Below are 19,063 nucleotides of genomic sequence, written 5' to 3'. Positions count from 1 at the left end.
TTCCTATATACGTAAAGGAGGGCTACAAATGAAACTAATGGAACAACAATTACATGAGTTAGGTGGTTTGCGCGTACATATTATTCCAACTGATAAATATAAAACGAATACGTTTGTATTTCGTTTTAAAGCACCTTTGAATGAGGAGACGGTGACAGAGCGTGCCCTATTGCCGTATGTATTGCAAAGTGCGACAGAAAAACTACCTTCTGTAATTCGTCTTCGTCAATACTTAGAAGAATTATACGGATCTTCTTTGGGGGTAGATGTAAGCAAAAAAGGAGAAGATCACATCATCTCTATTTATGTAGACATTGCAAATGAAGTGTATTTACACGATGCGCCACCGTTATTTGAAAAAGCGCTTTCTATGTTATCGGATATTGTTTTACATCCAGCAACAGAGGGGAACAGCTTTCTACCTTCTATCGTAGAAAGTGAAAAGAGAGCGCTCTTGCAACGAATTGAAGCTACTTATGATGATAAAATGCGCTATGCAAACGAGCGATTAATCGAAGAAATGTGTAAAGTAGAACAATATCGTTTAAGTGCAAATGGAAAAAAAGAGAGTGTTTCTTCTATTACAAAGGAAAGTCTGTATCAATATTATCAAAAAGTATTAGCGGAAGATGAAATGGATCTTTATATTATTGGTGATATTTCAGAAAACGCAGTTGATCTTGTAAGTAAGTATTTTTCTGTTTCAGCGCGCCCTGTGAAAGAAAGAAATGTACTACTTCATAAGCGAAATAATGAAGAAAAAGAAGTTGTTGAAAAACAAGAATTAAAACAAAGTAAATTAAACATCGGCTATCGCACGTTTGTCACGTATAAAGATGAAGATTATTTTGCACTGCAATTGTTCAACGGCTTATTTGGAGGATTTTCTCACTCGAAATTATTTGTAAATGTCCGTGAAAAAAATAGTTTAGCGTACTATGCAGCATCGCGTTTTGAGAGTCATAAAGGCTTATTGTTTGTTATGTCAGGAATCGAAGCGAAAAATTATGAAAAAGCAGTTGAAATTATTAAAGAACAAATGCTGGCGATGCAAAACGGAGAGTTTTCTGAAGAAGAGATACATCAAACAAAAAGTGTCATTCAAAATCAAATATTAGAGGCGATTGATACGCCGCGCGGATTTGTGGAAATGCTGTATCATGGTATTATTTCAGATCGTACGCGTCCAGTTGAAGAATGGCTTACGGGTATTGAAAGTGTAACGAAAGAAGAGATTGTGAAAGTGGCAAAAAATATTGAGCTAGATACAATTTACTTTTTACATGGAACGGAGGGAGAATAAATGGAGAAGATTGTTTATGAGCAATTAAAAGAGACGCTCTATTATGAAAAACTTCCTAACGGATTAGATGTATATATTTTACCGAAGCAAGGATTTAATAAAACATTTGCAACGTTTACGACAAAATATGGTTCTATGGATAATACATTTGTACCATTAGGTAAAGAGGAAATGATTCGTGTACCTGATGGAATTGCTCATTTTCTTGAGCATAAATTATTTGAAAAAGAAGATCATGATGCTTTCCAATTGTTTAGTAAACAAGGAGCATCAGCGAACGCTTTCACATCTTTCACACGAACAGCTTACCTGTTTTCATGTACATCAAATGTAGAACGGAATTTAAATACATTGTTAAACTTCGTACAAGAGCCGTATTTCTCTGAAAAAACAGTTGAAAAAGAGAAGGGGATTATCGGGCAGGAAATTCAAATGTATCAAGATAATCCAGATTGGCGCTTATACTTTGGATTAATTGATAGCTTGTTTGTAAAGCATCCAATTAAAATTGATATTGCAGGAACAATCGAGTCTATTAGTAAGATTACGAAAGATCTATTATATGAATGCTACGAAACATTTTATCACCCGAGCAATATGTTATTATTTGTTGTTGGTGCAATTGATCCAGAGAAAACTATGGATTTAGTACGTGAAAATCAAGCAGAAAAAGATTATAAAAATCAGCCGGAAATTGTACGTTCATTTGAAGAAGAACCCAATGAAGTAAATGAAAAGAAGAAAATCATTTCGATGCCTGTCCAAACACCGAAATGTTTAGTGGGCATTAAAGCGACGAATTTAAAAGAAAAAGGAAAGGCTCTTTTAAAACAAGAGATCGCACTTACTTTACTTTTAGATTATTTATTTGGGAAAAGTTCTGTTCATTACGAAACATTATATAATGAAGGGCTTATTGATGATTCGTTCTCGTATGACTATACGGAAGAAAATAATTTTGGCTTTGCGATGGTTGGTGGCGATACGAAGCGTCCAGATGAATTGGCAGAGCGTTTGAAAGATATTTTATTAAAAACAAATTATGATCAATTAGATGAGTCGGCATTAGAGCGAGTGAAGAAAAAGAAAATTGGTGGTTTTTTACGCTCGTTGAATTCACCTGAATATATTGCAAATCAGTTTACGCGATATGCGTTTAATGAATCTAGCTTGTTTGATGCATTGACCGTATTAGAAGGGTTGACGATTCAAGACTTACAAGAAGTAGCGAAATTATTATTATCAGAAGAAACAATGAGCGTTTGTCAGGTGTTACCGAAAAAATAAAATTTAAAAGATACCCTCATCTTATTATTGAAAAATTGTAAGATGAGGGTATTATTTAGTTGTATGAAAATTGAACTTGTAGAGATAAGAGAGGGAATGTATGAAAAAGTATGCACTAGTAACTGGAGGGAGCGGAGGAATTGGCTCTGCTATTTCAAAACAATTAATTCAGGATGGATATACAGTATATGTTCATTATAATAACAGTGAAGAGAAGGTAACAGAGTTACAAAAGGAATGGGAGGAAGTAATCCCAGTAAAAGCGAATTTAGCCTCTAGTGATGGGGCAGAGCAATTGTGGGAACAAATTGAACATCCGATTGATGTTATCGTATACGCAGCTGGGAAGAGTATTTTTGGGCTTGTAACAGATATAACGAACGAGGAATTGGATTATATGGTTGAACTGCAAGTGAAGAGCGTCTATAAGCTACTATCAATGGCACTTCCACCTATGATTGGGCGAAGAAATGGTAATATTGTAATTGTTTCGTCTATATGGGGGCAAATAGGCGCTTCCTGTGAAGTACTATATTCAATGGTAAAGGGAGCCCAAAATTCATACGTAAAAGCTTTAGCGAAAGAGGTTTCGTTAAGTGGATTACGCGTAAATGCAGTAGCGCCAGGAGCAATTGAAACGGAAATGTTACGTGTCTTTTCTGAAGAAGATAAAATTGGAATCGCTGAAGAAATACCATTAGGTAGAATAGGTTTGCCAGAAGAGGTAGCAAAAACAGTGTCATTCCTCGTATCACCAGGATCATCTTACATAACAGGACAAATTATCGGAGTGAATGGCGGTTGGCATTGCTAAAAATTTCTTACATAAAAAATGAGAAATAGTACAAATTAAGCATGATTTGATTATTAAATAGTGAGGTGCTTAATTATGTCAGTATTAGATAATTTCGATCAGTGGAAGAGTTTCTTAGGAGACCGTTTAGAGCAAGCGCAAGGAAAAGGCTTAGATGGTGGTGCAGTAACAGATATGGCGTTTCGTGTTGGTGATTATCTTGCAAATGAAGTAGAAGGACGTAATGACCAAGAAAAATTATTAGCCGAGCTTTGGAAAGTTGCTGATGAACAGGAGCAACATACAATCGCAAATTTAATGGTTAAGTTTGTACAACATAAGTAAAAGTAGAGAGGAGATTCTCCTCTCTACTTTTTTTGTATAATAATTACGCGGGTTAGATTATACATTTAGCTTCCCTATTAAGGTGAAATCATATAATATAGTACGTAGGTGTAAAGTAAGCAAGGGGAGTGATCTTGGATGATTGAGTGGTATTTTGAATATGAAATACATAAAAACCGACCTGGCTTGCTTGGTGACGTTTCTTCGTTAATCGGTATGCTCGGCATTAATATTGTCACAATTAATGGTGTGGATAATGCACGACGTGGTCTACTCCTTATGTGTGATAATCAAGAGCAAATCTCTAGACTTGAATCAATTTTAAATACGATGGATAATATAACGGTAACGAAATATCGTCCGCCAAAGCTAAGAGATAAGCTAGCGGTTAGACATGGCAGGTATATACAACGGGATGCAGATGATAAGAAAACATTTCGATTTGTGCGTGATGAATTAGGATTACTTGTTGACTTTATGGCTGAGATAATGAAAAAAGAAGGTCATAAACTAATTGGGATACGAGGAATGCCTCGTGTTGGAAAAACAGAATCCATTGTTGCCGCAAGTGTTTGCGCAAATAAAAGATGGTTATTTGTATCATCTACTCTTATTAAGCAAACTGTTCGTAGTCAATTGATTGAAGATGAGTATAGCGATGACAATATTTTCATCCTAGATGGAATTGTGTCAACAAAGCGTGCAAATGAAAGACATTGGCAGCTTGTTCGTGAAATTATGAGATTGCCTGCAACAAAAGTTGTGGAGCATCCGGATGTATTTGTGAGTCAGTCAGAATACACATTGGATGATTTTGATTATATTATCGAGTTACGTAACGATTATGATGAAGAAATTCAATATAATTTAGTAGATGAAATTGAGCAAGGTACGCAAAATAATTTCTCTATGTTCGACTTTTAAAGAAATATTGAGGTGTTAGTAGTGACAGAATTAGGACAAAAGCTGAATGAAGCAAGAGAAGCGAAAGGCTTGTCTATTGATCAGCTGCATGAGATTACAAAAATTCAAAAACGCCATTTAGTAGCGATTGAAGAAGGCAATTATGATGTATTGCCGGGAGCTTTTTATGCGCGTGCATTCATTAAACAATACGCAGATGCGGTTGGATTAAATGGAGAGGAACTGCTTGTAGAATATCAGAGTACGATTCCACAATCTGAAAAGCGTGAAGTCCCACAAGTATCAACTGGACAAAAAACACAAGAAACAATGCAAAAATCTTCATCATGGCCAATTGCAGATCATATGCCGAAAATTTTAGTGGCTCTGTTAGTAATCGCATGTGGAGTGGTAATTTGGTTTGTGTTTCAAGCGTTAACTGGAAAAGATGATGAGAAAGTTCCGAGTGCTCAAAGCGAGAAAATTGAAGTTAAAAAAGCGGAAAACTCTCCGTTAGATACGAAGAAAGAAGAAGCGAAAGCGGAAGAGCCGAAAAAAGAGGAACCAAAGAAAGAAGAGCCGAAAAAAGAAGAACCAAAGAAAGAGGAACAACCAGCACAACCAACTGGACAACAAGAGATAAAAGTAGTTGGGACAACTGGGAAGGAATCTACTTTGGAAATCCGTAATAATAAAACGTTAGAACTAGAAATTACAACAAAAGGCGCAAGTTACGTAGGTATTAAAAATGAGGCAGGAAATGATATCTTTAGTGGTACAATAGAGGAAGGCCAGACGCAAAAATATGATTTATCAACAGCGAAAGAGGTAAACCTTAATATAGGAAGTGCACCGAATGTTGAATTTAAATTGAATGGCCAAGTTGTTACATTCCCGTTGAATCCGGAAGAGAACTATCATCAAAAATTCTTGATTAAAAATCTAGGGATAGAACAACCTGCACAATAACAGTCATCGCTTCGATGACTTTTTTCAATGAACAAATGTTTTTGATATGATGGAGGAATAGCTGTGAATTTACCAAATAAAATTACAATATCTAGAATCTTCTTAATCCCAATTTTTATGGTAATTATGTTAGCACCCTTTAACTGGGGTTCATACACAATTGGTGATGTCGATTTACCAATTCAACATTTAGTAGGAGCACTTATCTTTATTGTTGCTTCAGCTACAGATTGGATTGATGGACATTACGCAAGAAAGTATAATCTTGTCACGAATTTAGGGAAATTTCTTGACCCGTTAGCGGATAAATTACTTGTTTCAGCGGCACTTATTACGTTAGTAGAGATGCAATATGTACCAGCTTGGATTGTTATCGTAATTATAAGCCGTGAGTTTGCAGTAACAGGTTTACGCCTTGTACTTGCGGGAACAGGAGAAGTAGTTGCGGCAAATCAGCTAGGGAAAATTAAGACTTGGACACAAATTATCGCGATTGCAGCATATTTATTACACGATGTCCCTTTAAATTTAATCCATATTCCAGTTGCTGATATCTTTATATGGATTGCATTATTCTTTACTGTTATTTCAGGATGGGATTATTTCTGGAAAAATAGAGCTGCTTTTGTAAACTCAAAATAGAAGTTTATGGGGGAATTGGGATGAATGCTGAGATTATTGCGGTTGGAACTGAATTGTTACTTGGACAAATTGCAAATACAAATGCCCAGTTTTTATCTGAAAAGTTAGCTTCAATTGGAATTAACGTGTACTACCATACTGTAGTTGGTGATAATAACAATCGATTACAAAAGGCAATTGAAGTTGCGGAAGAGCGTGCGGATATGCTCATTTTCACAGGTGGATTAGGGCCGACAAAAGATGATTTGACGAAAGAAACAATAGCGTCTAGCTTAGGGGAAAAGCTTGTATATGATGAAAAGGCATTAGCATCGATAAGTGATTATTTTAAGCGTACAGGTCGTGAGTTCACGGAGAATAATAAAAAACAGGCGCTCGTTTTGAATGGAGCAACTGTATTTGCGAACGATCACGGTATGGCGCCTGGTATGGGGTTAAATAAGAACGGAAAAGTTTATATTTTATTACCAGGACCACCAAAAGAAATGAAGCCGATGTATGTAAGTTATGTAGAGCCTTTTTTACGTACCTTTACAACAGGGGAAAACATTTATTCTCGTGTGCTTCGCTTCTTTGGGATCGGGGAGTCCCAATTAGAGGTGAAAGTCCAAGATTTAATTGATGGACAAACGAACCCGACAATTGCCCCACTCGCAAATGATGGGGAAGTGACACTACGTTTAACTGCCAAACATCAAAGTGCTGATGAAGCGGAGAAACTCATTCAGCATATAGAAGATTTGATTTTAGAAAGAGTAGGAGAATTTTTCTACGGATATGATCAAGAATTTCTGCATTATAAGGCAATAGAGTTATTGAAGAAAAAAGAATTAACTCTAGCTTGTGCTGAAAGTTTAACAGGTGGTCTCTTCGGTAATCAAGTAACAGAAAGTGCTGGTGTGTCTTCTGTGTTTAAAGGCGGTGTCATTTGTTATCATAATGATGTGAAGCAACATGTTTTACATGTGCCTAAAGAAGTGTTAAGTACTGATGGTGCAGTTAGTAAAGAGTGTGCTCGTTATCTTGCTGAAAATGTTAAAGGATTATTAAAAGCAGATATCGGAATTAGTTTCACTGGGGTAGCAGGACCGGACGCTTCAGAACATAAAGAGCCGGGAACGGTATTTGTTGGGTTGGCGATTAAGGATGAACGAACTATAGTCTTTCCTCTTAATTTAAGTGGAAGTCGTCAACAAATTAGGGAACGCTCAGTAAAATATGGATTTTATCATTTATATAAAAAGCTAGAAGAGATGTAAGTTTCTTCTAGCTTTTTTTAATGGTTAAATTTAGTTTTATTTAATGGAAAATAAAAAAAATCGAATAAACGTTCGATTTTTGCTGGCAAATTGAATTGAAAATAGGTATAATAAGATTAGCAATTCAGTTAAGGAGGAATTTTGAATGAGTGATCGTCAAGCGGCGTTAGATATGGCGTTAAAACAAATAGAGAAGCAATTCGGTAAAGGTTCAATTATGAAATTAGGAGAACAAGCGGAACGTAGAATTTCTACAATTTCCAGCGGTTCTTTAGCACTTGATGTGGCACTAGGGGTAGGCGGATACCCACGCGGTCGTATTATTGAAATTTACGGACCTGAAAGTTCAGGTAAAACAACAGTTTCATTACACGCAATCGCAGAAGTACAGCGTCAAGGTGGACAAGCGGCGTTCATTGATGCGGAGCATGCAATGGATCCTGTATATGCACAAAAATTAGGTGTTAACATCGATGAGTTACTATTATCACAACCTGATACAGGGGAGCAAGGATTAGAAATTGCTGAAGCACTTGTACGCAGTGGTGCGGTTGATATTATCGTAATTGACTCTGTAGCAGCTCTTGTACCGAAAGCTGAGATCGAAGGAGACATGGGTGACTCACACGTAGGTTTACAAGCTCGTTTAATGTCACAAGCACTTCGTAAACTTTCAGGTGCAATCAACAAATCAAAAACAATCGCAATCTTTATTAACCAAATTCGTGAAAAAGTTGGGGTTATGTTCGGAAACCCAGAAACAACTCCAGGTGGTCGTGCGTTGAAATTCTATTCAACTGTTCGTCTTGAAGTACGTCGTGCGGAGCAATTAAAGCAAGGTAACGACATCGTTGGTAATAAAACGAAAGTAAAAGTAGTTAAGAATAAAGTAGCACCACCATTCCGTGTTGCTGAAGTTGATATTATGTACGGAGAAGGTATTTCAAGAGAAGGTGAAATCTTAGATATGGCGTCTGAACTTGATATCGTTCAAAAGAGTGGTGCTTGGTACTCTTATAATGAAGAGCGTTTAGGGCAAGGTCGTGAAAACTCGAAGCAATTCTTAAAAGAGAATACGGATTTAAGAGAGGAAATTGCCTTCTTTGTTCGTGATCATCACGGAATTGGTGAAGACTCTGGTGTGGAAGACACGGAAGATTTAAATCTTCAAGATTAAAAAATAAAAGACACGGGATCGTGTCTTTTATTTTTAATTATTATGAAAGCGTTGTATATCGTTGGAGAGAAAATATTTAATCTGCTTAAAAGGCTATGTGTAAAGAGGAATATATGCATGTTTTATATGAATAAACTGGAATTTACTAAGGTTTTCCAGGATAATATGCTGTCTGCTTTTTAAATTCATATATGAATTAGGGCTGAAGGTAAAGAAAGTAAAAGTAGACAACGCTTGACAATGAAAATTGCGATAGATACAATGAGAATGTATATTTTTTCTTATATACGAAACACTCTTCTCAAGAAGAGAAGTAATATTCGGAGTAAGACTTAAATCTTGCCGAAATAATAATATGACATTTTAATTGTGAAATGAAGAAAGTCCCTTAAAAAAGTGGGACGACGGTCTTTGCTGTATGTTGGTATTCAATGTACATGCCGACAGTCTTTTTTCATTCATAGCAAGGGGAGGTGAAATCATGAGTAGTACAGTTTGGATACTCATCTCCATTTTGCTTGCAACAGTCGGTGCAGTTGTTGGCTTTTTTGTTCGAAAGTCTATTGCTGAAGCGAAGATTAATGGTGCAGCTAATGAAGCGAAACGTATTCTAGACGAAGCGAATCGTGAGGCTGAAGCACTTAAGAAAGAAGCGCTTTTAGAAGCAAAGGATGAAATTCATACACTTCGTACAGAAGCTGAATTAGAAATTCGTGACCGTAGAAGCGAATTACAAAAACAAGAAAATCGTTTAATGCAAAAAGAAGAGAACCTTGATCGTAAAGACGAAACGCTCGATAAACGCGAGCTACAGTTAGAAAAGAAAGAGGATTCTCTTGTAGCGAGACAACAACAGATTGAAGAGTTGGAAAGCAAAGTGGGAGAGTTAGTTCAAAAGCAACAAACAGAATTAGAGCGCATTTCCAATCTGACACGCGAACAAGCGAAAGCAATTATTCTTGGTAAAGTAGAAAGTGAAGTTTCTCATGAAATTGCCGTAATGGTAAAAGAAAGTGAAGTTCGTGCGAAAGAAGAAGCGGATAAGAAAGCAAAAGAAATCTTATCTCTTGCAATGCAGAGATGTGCAGCTGATCATGTTGCTGAAACAACCGTTTCGGTTGTAAATCTTCCAAATGACGAAATGAAGGGACGTATTATCGGACGTGAAGGTCGTAATATTCGTACGTTAGAAACGTTAACAGGTATTGACCTTATTATTGATGATACACCAGAAGCGGTTATCCTTTCTGGATTCGACCCAATTCGTCGTGAAACAGCTCGTATCGCTCTTGATAAACTTGTACAGGACGGACGTATTCACCCAGCGCGTATTGAAGAGATGGTCGAAAAATCAAGACGTGAAGTGGACGAGTATATTCGCGAAGTCGGGGAGCAAACAACGTTTGAAGTGGGTGTTCACGGATTACATCCAGATTTAATTAAGATTTTAGGTCGTTTAAAATACCGTACAAGTTACGGTCAAAACGTCTTAAAACACTCTATGGAAGTTGCATATTTAACTGGACTTATGGCAGCGGAGCTTGGCGAGGATGAAAAACTAGCAAGACGTGCTGGTCTATTACATGATATCGGAAAAGCGATTGACCATGAAGTAGAAGGTAGCCACGTTGAAATTGGTGTCGAACTCGCAACGAAGTATAAAGAGCATCCGGTTGTAATAAACAGTATCGCATCTCACCATGGGGACACAGAACCAACTTCTATCATTGCAGTTTTAGTTGCAGCAGCAGATGCATTATCAGCTGCAAGACCAGGAGCTCGTAGTGAAACGCTTGAGAACTACATTCGTCGTCTTGAAAAGTTAGAAGAAATTTCAGAGTCTTATGAAGGCGTAGAAAAATCTTTCGCAATTCAAGCGGGACGTGAAGTTCGTATTCTGGTAAAACCAGATACAATCGATGACTTAGAAGCTCATCGTTTAGCTCGTGATATTCGAAAACGTATTGAAAATGAACTGGATTACCCAGGACATATTAAAGTAACTGTTATTCGTGAAACACGTGCAGTGGAATACGCAAAATAAAGTGGTGAAACACCACTTTATTTTTTTGTGTTGGAATTGGTTAAAATAAAGGAAATTAGCATACAAGTGAAACAAACTTATAATACATATATTGTAAGGGAATTACTTGAAGCTATAGTAATAAAAAATGTAGTACATAGGAAGGGTAAGACATATGAGAATATTATTCGTTGGGGATGTAGTAGGATCTCCTGGTAGAGGTATGATTCAACAATACGTACCGGCATTAAAGAAGAAATATACACCTACAGTAACCATTATTAATGGAGAAAATGCAGCAGGTGGACGTGGAATTACGGAAAAAATATATCGAAACTTTTTAGAATGCGGGGCACAAGCGGTTACACTTGGAAACCACGCTTGGGATAACCGTGAAGTATTTGAATTTATTGATGATGCAAAATATCTTGCAAGACCAGCTAACTTCCCAGAAGGAACTCCAGGAAAAGGGCTTATTTTTGTGAACTGTAATGGAACAGAAGTGGCAGTTATTAACTTACAAGGACGTACATTCCTTCCTCCAATTGATTGCCCATTCCGTAAAGTGGATGAATTAATTAACATTGCAAAAAAACGTACGAATATTATCTTTATTGATTTTCATGCGGAAACTACAAGTGAAAAACAAGCGTTAGGTTGGTATGTAGATGGTCGTGCTACAGCGGTAGTAGGTACACATACGCATGTTCCTACAGCAGATAATCGCATTTTACCAAGCGGAACGGCATACATTACAGATGTTGGTATGACAGGACCGTACGATGGAATTTTAGGTATGGACCGAGAAGCGGTATTGAAGAAGTTTTTAACAAACTTACCGGTACGATTTGAAGTGACAAATGGTAGAACACAATTAAGTGCGGTGCTAATTGATGTGGATCCTAATACAGGAAAAGCTAAAAAAATTGAGCGTATCTTAATTAATGATGATCAACCATTTTTTGAGTAATTTCTAGGTAAAAATTAGAAAAGTTATTATTTTTTAATTTTTTAGAAAAATTACAGAAATTTAGCAGGAATACGCGTCATTCCTCGTGAATATAAGTTAAAGTGAAATAATTGCTAATACTTTTTATAGAAACGAGGAGGAAACGCGGAATGGAAATATTAAAAGTTAAAGCAACGTCGGTCCCTAATTCTGTAGCTGGTGCACTTGCAGGTGTTATTCGCGAACGCGGAACAGCAGAAATTCAAGCCATTGGTGCAGGTGCATTGAACCAAGCGGTAAAGGCAGTAGCAATTGCAAGAGGATTTGTAGCGCCTAGTGGTTTGGACCTGATTTGTATCCCAGCGTTCACAGATATTATGATTGATGGGGAAGAGCGTACAGCAATAAAATTAATTGTAGAACCTCGTTAAGTTTAAACAACCTGTTTGCAGTATGCAAACAGGTTGTTTTTATAATGGAGGAATGGAAATGAAAATTTTTGATGCTCATTGTGATGTGCTCTTTCAGCTCTGGAGTGCAAAGGGAAAGAAAGACTTTCGAAATGATTCACAATTACATATTACTTTTGAACAATTAAAGAAAAGAAAAGGAAGTATACAATGTTTTGCTGTATATGTACCCGAAACAGTAGCATATGAAAAGCGTTTTGAAGCCGCATTACAAATGATAGATATTTTTTATAATGAAATTTTATCACTACCAGGTGTGAAGTTTATTCAAACGAAAGAAGATATAAACAGGTTAAAACAGGATGAGATTGGGGCGTTATTAACATTAGAAGGATGCGAAGCAATTGGAAAAGATACAATGAAATTACGGCTCTTTTATCGCCTAGGAGTGCGTTCCTTTGGACTGACATGGAACTATGCCAATTTATTAGCTGACGGTGCGCTAGAGACACGCGGGGCAGGTTTAACGACTTTTGGTCAACATGTTGTACAAGAACTGAATATGTTACATTTGTGGACCGACGTGTCTCATTTGAATGAAAGAAGCTTTTGGGATGTTATAGAAATTGCTACAAATCCAATTGCATCCCATTCAAACTGCTATAAACTTTGCCAACATCCACGCAATTTAAATGATGAACAAATTAGAGCGCTCATAAAGAAAAATAGCATGATTGGTGTTACGTTTGTACCGCAATTTTTAACAAGTGAAAGACAGGCGCATATAACAGATATAGTAAGAAATATCGAACATATCTGTTCATTAGGTGGAGAAGGAAATATAGGATTTGGTTCAGATTTTGATGGGATTTTGGAGACGGTTGTAGGTGTATCAGTATATAGAGATTATGAAAATGTAATGAATGAGTTGTATAAGCACTATGCCGCATCTACTGTAGAGCGATTTTTATATGATAATTTTGTTGAATATATAAGTTTTTAATATTTGTTTTAAAAATTCAGAAAAATTAAAATAAATTCATTTGATATTATTGATTTTTTTAAGACCTAATACTAGAATGAAAAACGAAATAGCTTTATACTAAAGATTCAGGGAAATCAGAAGAGGCATAATTTGCGTCCGTTGTAGTTTATTTGCATAAAAAATGCTAAACTATTACTGTAAAAAAATACACTACAATGAATGCAGCCAAAAGGGGTGTAGGAGATGATTAGTCAACTTTCATGGAAAGTTGGAGGCCAACAAGGTGAAGGAATTGAAAGTACAGGAGAAATTTTCTGTATTGCATTAAACCGATTAGGATATTACCTATACGGTTACCGCCACTTCTCATCACGTATTAAAGGCGGCCATACAAATAATAAAATTCGTGTAAGTACAACAGAAGTACGAGCGATCTCAGATGATTTAGATATTTTAATTGCTTTTGATCAAGAAACAATTGATTTTAATTTCCATGAACTACGTCCGGGTGGGATTGTAGTTGCGGATGCGAAATTTAATCCAACAATACCTGATAACACAGATGTAAATCTATATGTGATTCCGTTTACAGATATTGCCTCAGAATTAGGCACATCATTAATGAAAAACATGGTTGCAGTTGGGGCGTCAAGTGCGGTATTAGGATTAGATGAAACAGCTTATTTAGATGTTGTTGAAGAAATCTTTGGTCGTAAAGGAGAGCAAGTCGTTCAAAAGAATATGGACGCAATTAAACGCGGCTCTCAATATATGAAAGAATTGCTAGGTGAGAAGGTAAACATGATGCAGCTTGAAAAAGCTGATGGTCAGAAACGCATGTTTATGATTGGGAACGATGCAATCGCATTTGGTGCGGTAGCTGGTGGCGCTCGTTTTATGTCAGCATATCCAATCACACCTGCATCTGAAATTATGGAATACTTAATTAAAAAATTGCCGAAAGTTGGCGGAACAGTAATCCAAACTGAGGATGAAATCGCAGCTTGTACAATGGCAATCGGTGCAAACTATGCTGGTGTTCGTACATTAACAGCATCTGCTGGTCCTGGTCTTTCTTTAATGATGGAAGCGATTGGTTTAGCTGGTATTACAGAAACACCATTAGTAATTGTTGATACACAACGTGGTGGTCCGAGTACGGGATTACCAACGAAACAAGAGCAGTCTGATTTAATGGCGATGATTTACGGTACGCATGGTGAAATTCCAAAAATCGTAATGGCACCAAGTACAGTTGAAGAAGCTTTCTATGACATTGTAGAAGCATTTAACTTAGCTGAAGAATATCAAGTTCCTGTTATTTTCTTAACGGATTTACAACTTTCTTTAGGAAAACAAACTGTAGAACCACTTAAGTTAGATAAAGTGGAAATTCGCCGTGGTAAGCTTGATTTAGACATAGAATTACCAGAACGTGAAAATAAAGCATACTTCAAGCGTTATGAAGTAACAGAAGATGGCGTTTCACCACGTGTTTTACCTGGTATGAAAAATGGTATTCACCATGTTACAGGTGTAGAACATGATGAAACGGGTAAACCATCTGAATCAGCAATAAACCGTAAAGATCAAATGGACAAACGTTTCCGTAAAATGGAGAACTTGAAGTTTAATACCCCTGTTTATAAAAATGTTAAGCATGAAGAAGCAGACGTATTGCTTGTTGGATTTAACTCAACTCGTGGTGCGATCGAAGAAGCAATGGAACGTTTAGAACAAGAGGGTATGAAAGTAAATCATGCTCATGTGCGTTTAATTCATCCGTTCCCAACAGCTGAAATCGATCCACTTGTGAAAAATGCGAAGCGCGTTGTAGTTGTAGAAAACAATGCAACAGGTCAGCTTGCTAACATTATGAAAATGAATCTTGGTAACGGTGAGAAAATTTCTAGTCTTTTAAAATATGATGGAAACCCATTCTTGCCGAAAGAGATTTACAACGAATGCAAAAAAGGGGTTGTATTAAATGGCAACATTTAAGGACTTTCGTAACAGTGTAAAACCAAACTGGTGCCCAGGTTGCGGAGACTTCTCGGTGCAAGCTGCAATTCAACGTGCAGCAGCTAACGTTGGCTTAAACCCAGATGAACTTGCTGTTATTTCTGGTATTGGCTGTTCAGGCCGTATTTCAGGTTATATTAATTCATATGGTGTGCATAGTATTCATGGTCGTGCCCTTCCAATTGCACAAGGTGTGAAAATGGCAAATCGTGATTTAACAGTTATCGCATCAGGTGGTGACGGTGATGGATTTGCGATTGGTATGGGACATACAATCCATTCTATTCGTCGTAACATCGACATTACGTACATTGTAATGGATAACCAAATTTACGGATTAACAAAAGGGCAAACTTCACCACGTAGTGAAGCTGGATTTAAAACGAAAAGTACACCACAAGGTTCAATTGAACCGTCACTAAATGTTATGGAAATGGCTTTAACAGCTGGTGCAACATTTGTGGCGCAAAGCTTTTCAAGTGATTTAAAAGAATTAACACAAATTATTGAAGCTGGTATTAACCATAAAGGATTTTCATTAATTAATGTGTTCAGCCCATGTGTAACTTACAATAAAGTAAATACTTATGATTGGTTTAAAGAGAATTTAACAAAACTAAGTACAGTAGAGGGATATGATCCGTCTAATCGCATGATGGCTATGCAAACGTTAATGGAAAATAACGGATTAGTAACAGGTTTAATTTATCAAAATACAGCACAACCTTCATACCAAGAACTTGTAAAAGGCTACAGTGAGAAGCCTTTAGTACAATCTGATTTAAATATGGATCAGAAAATGTTTGATGAACTTGTTGCTGAATTTATGTAATATAAGAAGAGAAGGTTGCCATTTGGCAACCTTTTTTAATGAGTAAAAATATAAGGTAGTTATATTTACTTAGAAAATTCAGAATGGTAAAATAATATATAAATCGTTGTATGAAAATGGCAAGTTCATTGCTAATGAAATGCAAGATAAGACAGAGCATATTTTTTGTTAAAATTGGCGAAACGCTTCATACTATGGTAATGTTTATAGGGATAAAGCAATGTGCTTTTGAATAGGACAAAAAGAAATACGAAAAGGGAATGTCTATTTGTGTGGGGAAGACTTCATTCTTGTAGATGATTAGATTGATTACTCAAGTTTCAAAGGACAAGTTATCTCTCAAGCTATCTAACCATTTTTGAGGTGGGTCTAAGCGCATTTAGATGGACTATAGAGTGTGTATAGTTAAGGGTGAAAGGAGATTACCGATGAACGAGCAACAACGATTAGCAAGTCAACAAGCAAATTCCTCTACGAAAAAAGAAGAGAAAGATTATAGCAAATACTTTGAAAGTGTATATCAACCACCTTCCTTAAAGTTGGCGAAAAAGCGCGGGAAAGAAGAAGTTAAAATTGAACGGGATTTTGGCTTACCTGAAGAGTTTCGTAATTTTGGTGAGGGAAGAAAGTTTTATATTCGTACATACGGTTGTCAAATGAATGAGCATGATACTGAAGTAATGGCAGGTATTTTCACAGCACTTGGATATGAACCGACATTTTCAACTGAGGAAGCAGATGTCATTTTATTAAATACTTGTGCCATTCGTGAAAATGCCGAAAATAAAGTGTTTGGTGAACTAGGTCATTTAAAGTCACTAAAACGCAGAAATCCGGACCTTTTAATTGGTGTATGTGGTTGTATGTCTCAAGAGGAATCTGTTGTAAATAAAATTATGCAAAAAAATCAGCATGTAGATATGGTATTTGGCACGCATAATATTCATAGATTACCGTACATTCTGAAAGATGCAATGTTCTCGAAGGAGACGGTAGTTGAAGTGTGGTCAAAAGAAGGAGATGTAATTGAAAACCTTCCGAAAGTACGTCGTGGTGATATTAAAGCTTGGGTAAATATTATGTATGGCTGTGATAAGTTCTGTACGTATTGTATTGTACCGTATACACGCGGAAAAGAGCGAAGCAGACGTCCAGAAGATATTATCCAAGAGATTCGTCATTTAGCTGCGAGTGGTTATAAAGAAATTACGTTACTCGGACAGAACGTAAATGCATATGGTAAAGACTTTGAAGATTTTGAATACGGTCTTGGCGATTTAATGGACGAACTCCGTAAAGTTGATATTGCCCGTATTCGTTTCACAACGAGCCATCCACGTGATTTCGATGATCACTTAATTGAAGTGCTTGGAAAAGGTGGAAACCTAGTGGAACATATCCATTTGCCAGTTCAATCTGGAAGTACAGAGATGCTGAAAATTATGGCGCGTAAATATTCACGTGAGCATTATTTAGAGCTTGTAAGAAAAATTAAAGAAGCAATTCCAAACGCAGTATTAACAACTGATATTATCGTCGGTTTCCCAAATGAAACAGATGAACAATTTGAAGAAACGATGTCGTTATATCGTGAAGTAGGATTTGATACGGCTTTTACCTTTATTTATTCTCCGCGCGAAGGTACACCAGCTGCGAAAATGAAAGATAACGTACCGATGGAAGTGAAGAAAGAACGTCTTCAACGCCTAAATACACTAGTAAATACGTTGGCAATTGAAAAGAATAATCGTTATAAAGGTCAAATTGTAGAAGTGTTAGTTGATGGGGAAAGTAAAAATAACGCGGAAGTACTTGCCGGTTATACTCGTACGAATAAACTTGTAAACTTTGTTGCTCCAAAATCTTTGATTGGTCAGCTTGTGAAAGTAAAAGTAACGGATGCAAAAACTTGGTCTCTTAACGGAGAATTAGTTGAAGAGCCGATTGAGGTGGAATAATAGATGAAAGTATATACGAAAGATGAAATTGTTGAGCAAGCGAAAGAATTAGCAAAAATGATTTCTGAAACAGAAGAAGTTGATTTCTTTAAGCGAGCAGAGGCACAAATTCATAAAAATGAAAATGTAAAGCGCGCAATTGATGAAATTAAAGCACTTCAAAAACAAGCAGTAAACTTGCAACATTATGGGAAATGGGAAGCTTTGAAAAAAGTAGAAGCTGAAATTGATGCCTTGCAAGATAAGCTAGATAATATCCCAGTTGTCCAAGAATTTAAATCTTCACAAACATACGTAAACGACTTATTACAGTTAGTTGCTAGTACGATTTCTAACAACGTAACAGATGAAATATTAATTTCGACTGGTGGCGATGTATTGAAGGGTGAAACGGGAGCAGCAGTAGACAGTAAAAAAGGAAATTGTGGTTGTTAAAGAGATGTCATGTTGACATCTCTTTTTTTTAGTAGGTTAAACGTAAGTTCTTCTCAAAAAAAGAATGACACATTCCGCTATTGTCACGCATATGATTAAGTGAATAGTGATTGAGGAGGGTTACGAATGTCCGAATTTAGAGAGATTATTACAAAAGCAGTGGTTGGAAAAGGACGTAAGTATACAAAGTCAACGCATACATGTGAATCGAATAATGAGCCAACAAGTATTTTAGGGTGCTGGGTAATTAACCACTCGTACGAAGCAAGAAAGAATGGAAAGCATGTGGAAATTGAAGGTTTCTATGATGTGAACACTTGGTATTCATTTGATGGGAATACAAAGACTGAAGTTGTAACAGAACGTGTGAACTACACGGATGAAGTAAGTATTGGGTATCGTGATAAAAACTTTTCTGGTGACGATTTAGAAATTATTGCTCGTGTTATTCAGCCACCAAACTGTTTAGAAGCTCTTGTATCGCCAAATGGTAATAAAATTGTTGTAACTGTAGAACGTGAATTTGTAACGGAAGTAGTTGGCGAAACGAAAATTTGTGTAAGTGTAAATCCTGAAGGATGCGTGGAATCAGATGATGATTTCCAAATTGACGATGATGAGTTTGAAGAATTAGATCCGAACTTTATCGTTGATGCAGAAGAAGAGTAATAGAAAGCTAGGGAGAAGTTCTTCCTAGCTTTTTACTTTACATAAGTCACGCTTGAATAAACATGATTCCTTATGAAATGTGCTATAATGAGGACAGACTCC

Annotated in this window: 18 protein-coding genes; all 18 read left to right on the top strand. The window is 36.5% G+C overall.

Annotated elements, in window-relative coordinates:
- Nucleotides 1–28: 28 nt before the first annotated feature.
- The 18 genes from yfmF (at nucleotide 29) to cotE (ending at nucleotide 18,961) form a co-directional block, all read left to right on the top strand.
- Nucleotides 29–1,303, top strand: coding sequence for an EF-P 5-aminopentanol modification-associated protein YfmF (gene yfmF / locus COE49_RS21220; RefSeq protein ID WP_088230078.1), 1,275 nt, complete (start codon nucleotides 29–31; stop codon nucleotides 1,301–1,303).
- On the top strand, nucleotides 1,304–2,590 hold the full coding sequence (gene yfmH, locus COE49_RS21215) for an EF-P 5-aminopentanol modification-associated protein YfmH (RefSeq protein WP_088230077.1): 1,287 nt from the start codon (nucleotides 1,304–1,306) through the stop codon (nucleotides 2,588–2,590).
- Between the two features lie 100 nt (nucleotides 2,591–2,690).
- Nucleotides 2,691–3,404, top strand: a complete 714-nt coding sequence (ymfI, locus tag COE49_RS21210) for an elongation factor P 5-aminopentanone reductase (protein ID WP_088230076.1) — start codon at nucleotides 2,691–2,693, stop codon at nucleotides 3,402–3,404.
- Between the two features lie 75 nt (nucleotides 3,405–3,479).
- Nucleotides 3,480–3,728: a DUF3243 domain-containing protein gene (locus tag COE49_RS21205; protein WP_088230075.1), complete on the top strand. Its 249-nt coding sequence runs from the start codon at nucleotides 3,480–3,482 to the stop codon at nucleotides 3,726–3,728.
- Nucleotides 3,729–3,866: 138 nt separating this feature from the next.
- Nucleotides 3,867–4,652 (top strand): DUF3388 domain-containing protein, encoded by a 786-nt coding sequence (locus COE49_RS21200; protein WP_000574107.1) that lies wholly within the window; start codon nucleotides 3,867–3,869, stop codon nucleotides 4,650–4,652.
- Between the two features lie 21 nt (nucleotides 4,653–4,673).
- Complete coding sequence (locus COE49_RS21195; RefSeq protein WP_098253070.1) at nucleotides 4,674–5,600, top strand: helix-turn-helix domain-containing protein; 927 nt, start codon at nucleotides 4,674–4,676, stop codon at nucleotides 5,598–5,600.
- A gap of 63 nt (nucleotides 5,601–5,663) precedes the next feature.
- Nucleotides 5,664–6,242: a CDP-diacylglycerol--glycerol-3-phosphate 3-phosphatidyltransferase gene (pgsA, locus tag COE49_RS21190; RefSeq protein ID WP_088230073.1), complete on the top strand. Its 579-nt coding sequence runs from the start codon at nucleotides 5,664–5,666 to the stop codon at nucleotides 6,240–6,242.
- A 20-nt stretch (nucleotides 6,243–6,262) separates the two neighbouring features.
- The gene (gene cinA / locus COE49_RS21185) at nucleotides 6,263–7,501 is read left to right on the top strand and encodes a competence/damage-inducible protein CinA (RefSeq protein WP_098946060.1); all 1,239 of its coding nucleotides are present in this window, start codon (nucleotides 6,263–6,265) and stop codon (nucleotides 7,499–7,501) included.
- A gap of 145 nt (nucleotides 7,502–7,646) precedes the next feature.
- The gene (recA, locus tag COE49_RS21180) at nucleotides 7,647–8,678 is read left to right on the top strand and encodes a recombinase RecA (RefSeq protein ID WP_088230071.1); all 1,032 of its coding nucleotides are present in this window, start codon (nucleotides 7,647–7,649) and stop codon (nucleotides 8,676–8,678) included.
- Nucleotides 8,679–9,159: 481 nt separating this feature from the next.
- Nucleotides 9,160–10,722, top strand: coding sequence for a ribonuclease Y (gene rny / locus COE49_RS21175; protein WP_000099773.1), 1,563 nt, complete (start codon nucleotides 9,160–9,162; stop codon nucleotides 10,720–10,722).
- Nucleotides 10,723–10,876: 154 nt separating this feature from the next.
- Nucleotides 10,877–11,671 (top strand): TIGR00282 family metallophosphoesterase, encoded by a 795-nt coding sequence (locus tag COE49_RS21170; protein WP_003199419.1) that lies wholly within the window; start codon nucleotides 10,877–10,879, stop codon nucleotides 11,669–11,671.
- A gap of 149 nt (nucleotides 11,672–11,820) precedes the next feature.
- On the top strand, nucleotides 11,821–12,081 hold the full coding sequence (gene spoVS, locus COE49_RS21165) for a stage V sporulation protein SpoVS (RefSeq protein ID WP_000404341.1): 261 nt from the start codon (nucleotides 11,821–11,823) through the stop codon (nucleotides 12,079–12,081).
- A gap of 22 nt (nucleotides 12,082–12,103) precedes the next feature.
- Entirely contained in the window at nucleotides 12,104–13,063 is a 960-nt protein-coding gene (locus tag COE49_RS21160; RefSeq protein WP_098253068.1) for a dipeptidase, read from the top strand.
- A 225-nt stretch (nucleotides 13,064–13,288) separates the two neighbouring features.
- Nucleotides 13,289–15,046, top strand: a complete 1,758-nt coding sequence (locus COE49_RS21155) for a 2-oxoacid:acceptor oxidoreductase subunit alpha (protein ID WP_088230069.1) — start codon at nucleotides 13,289–13,291, stop codon at nucleotides 15,044–15,046.
- A complete protein-coding gene (locus tag COE49_RS21150) occupies nucleotides 15,033–15,899 on the top strand; it encodes a 2-oxoacid:ferredoxin oxidoreductase subunit beta (protein WP_000190154.1) in 867 nt (288 codons plus the stop codon). Before COE49_RS21155 ends, COE49_RS21150 begins: the two co-directional genes overlap by 14 nt.
- A gap of 428 nt (nucleotides 15,900–16,327) precedes the next feature.
- The gene (gene miaB / locus COE49_RS21145) at nucleotides 16,328–17,857 is read left to right on the top strand and encodes a tRNA (N6-isopentenyl adenosine(37)-C2)-methylthiotransferase MiaB (RefSeq protein WP_098841217.1); all 1,530 of its coding nucleotides are present in this window, start codon (nucleotides 16,328–16,330) and stop codon (nucleotides 17,855–17,857) included.
- Between the two features lie 3 nt (nucleotides 17,858–17,860).
- Nucleotides 17,861–18,292 carry a YlbF/YmcA family competence regulator gene (locus tag COE49_RS21140; protein ID WP_088230067.1) on the top strand — a complete coding sequence of 144 codons (432 nt, stop codon included), beginning with the start codon at nucleotides 17,861–17,863 and terminating at the stop codon, nucleotides 18,290–18,292.
- Nucleotides 18,293–18,418: 126 nt separating this feature from the next.
- Nucleotides 18,419–18,961 (top strand): outer spore coat protein CotE, encoded by a 543-nt coding sequence (cotE, locus tag COE49_RS21135; RefSeq protein WP_088230066.1) that lies wholly within the window; start codon nucleotides 18,419–18,421, stop codon nucleotides 18,959–18,961.
- The last annotated feature ends 102 nt before the right edge of the window (nucleotides 18,962–19,063 follow it).

Origin of the sequence: Bacillus sp. AFS029637 (assembly GCF_002584985.1) — a bacterium.
In the GTDB taxonomy this organism is placed as follows: Bacteria; Bacillota; Bacilli; order Bacillales; family Bacillaceae_G; genus Bacillus_A.
Note: the sequence above shows the minus strand (reverse complement) of the source record. Positions and strands in the feature narration are given on the sequence as shown.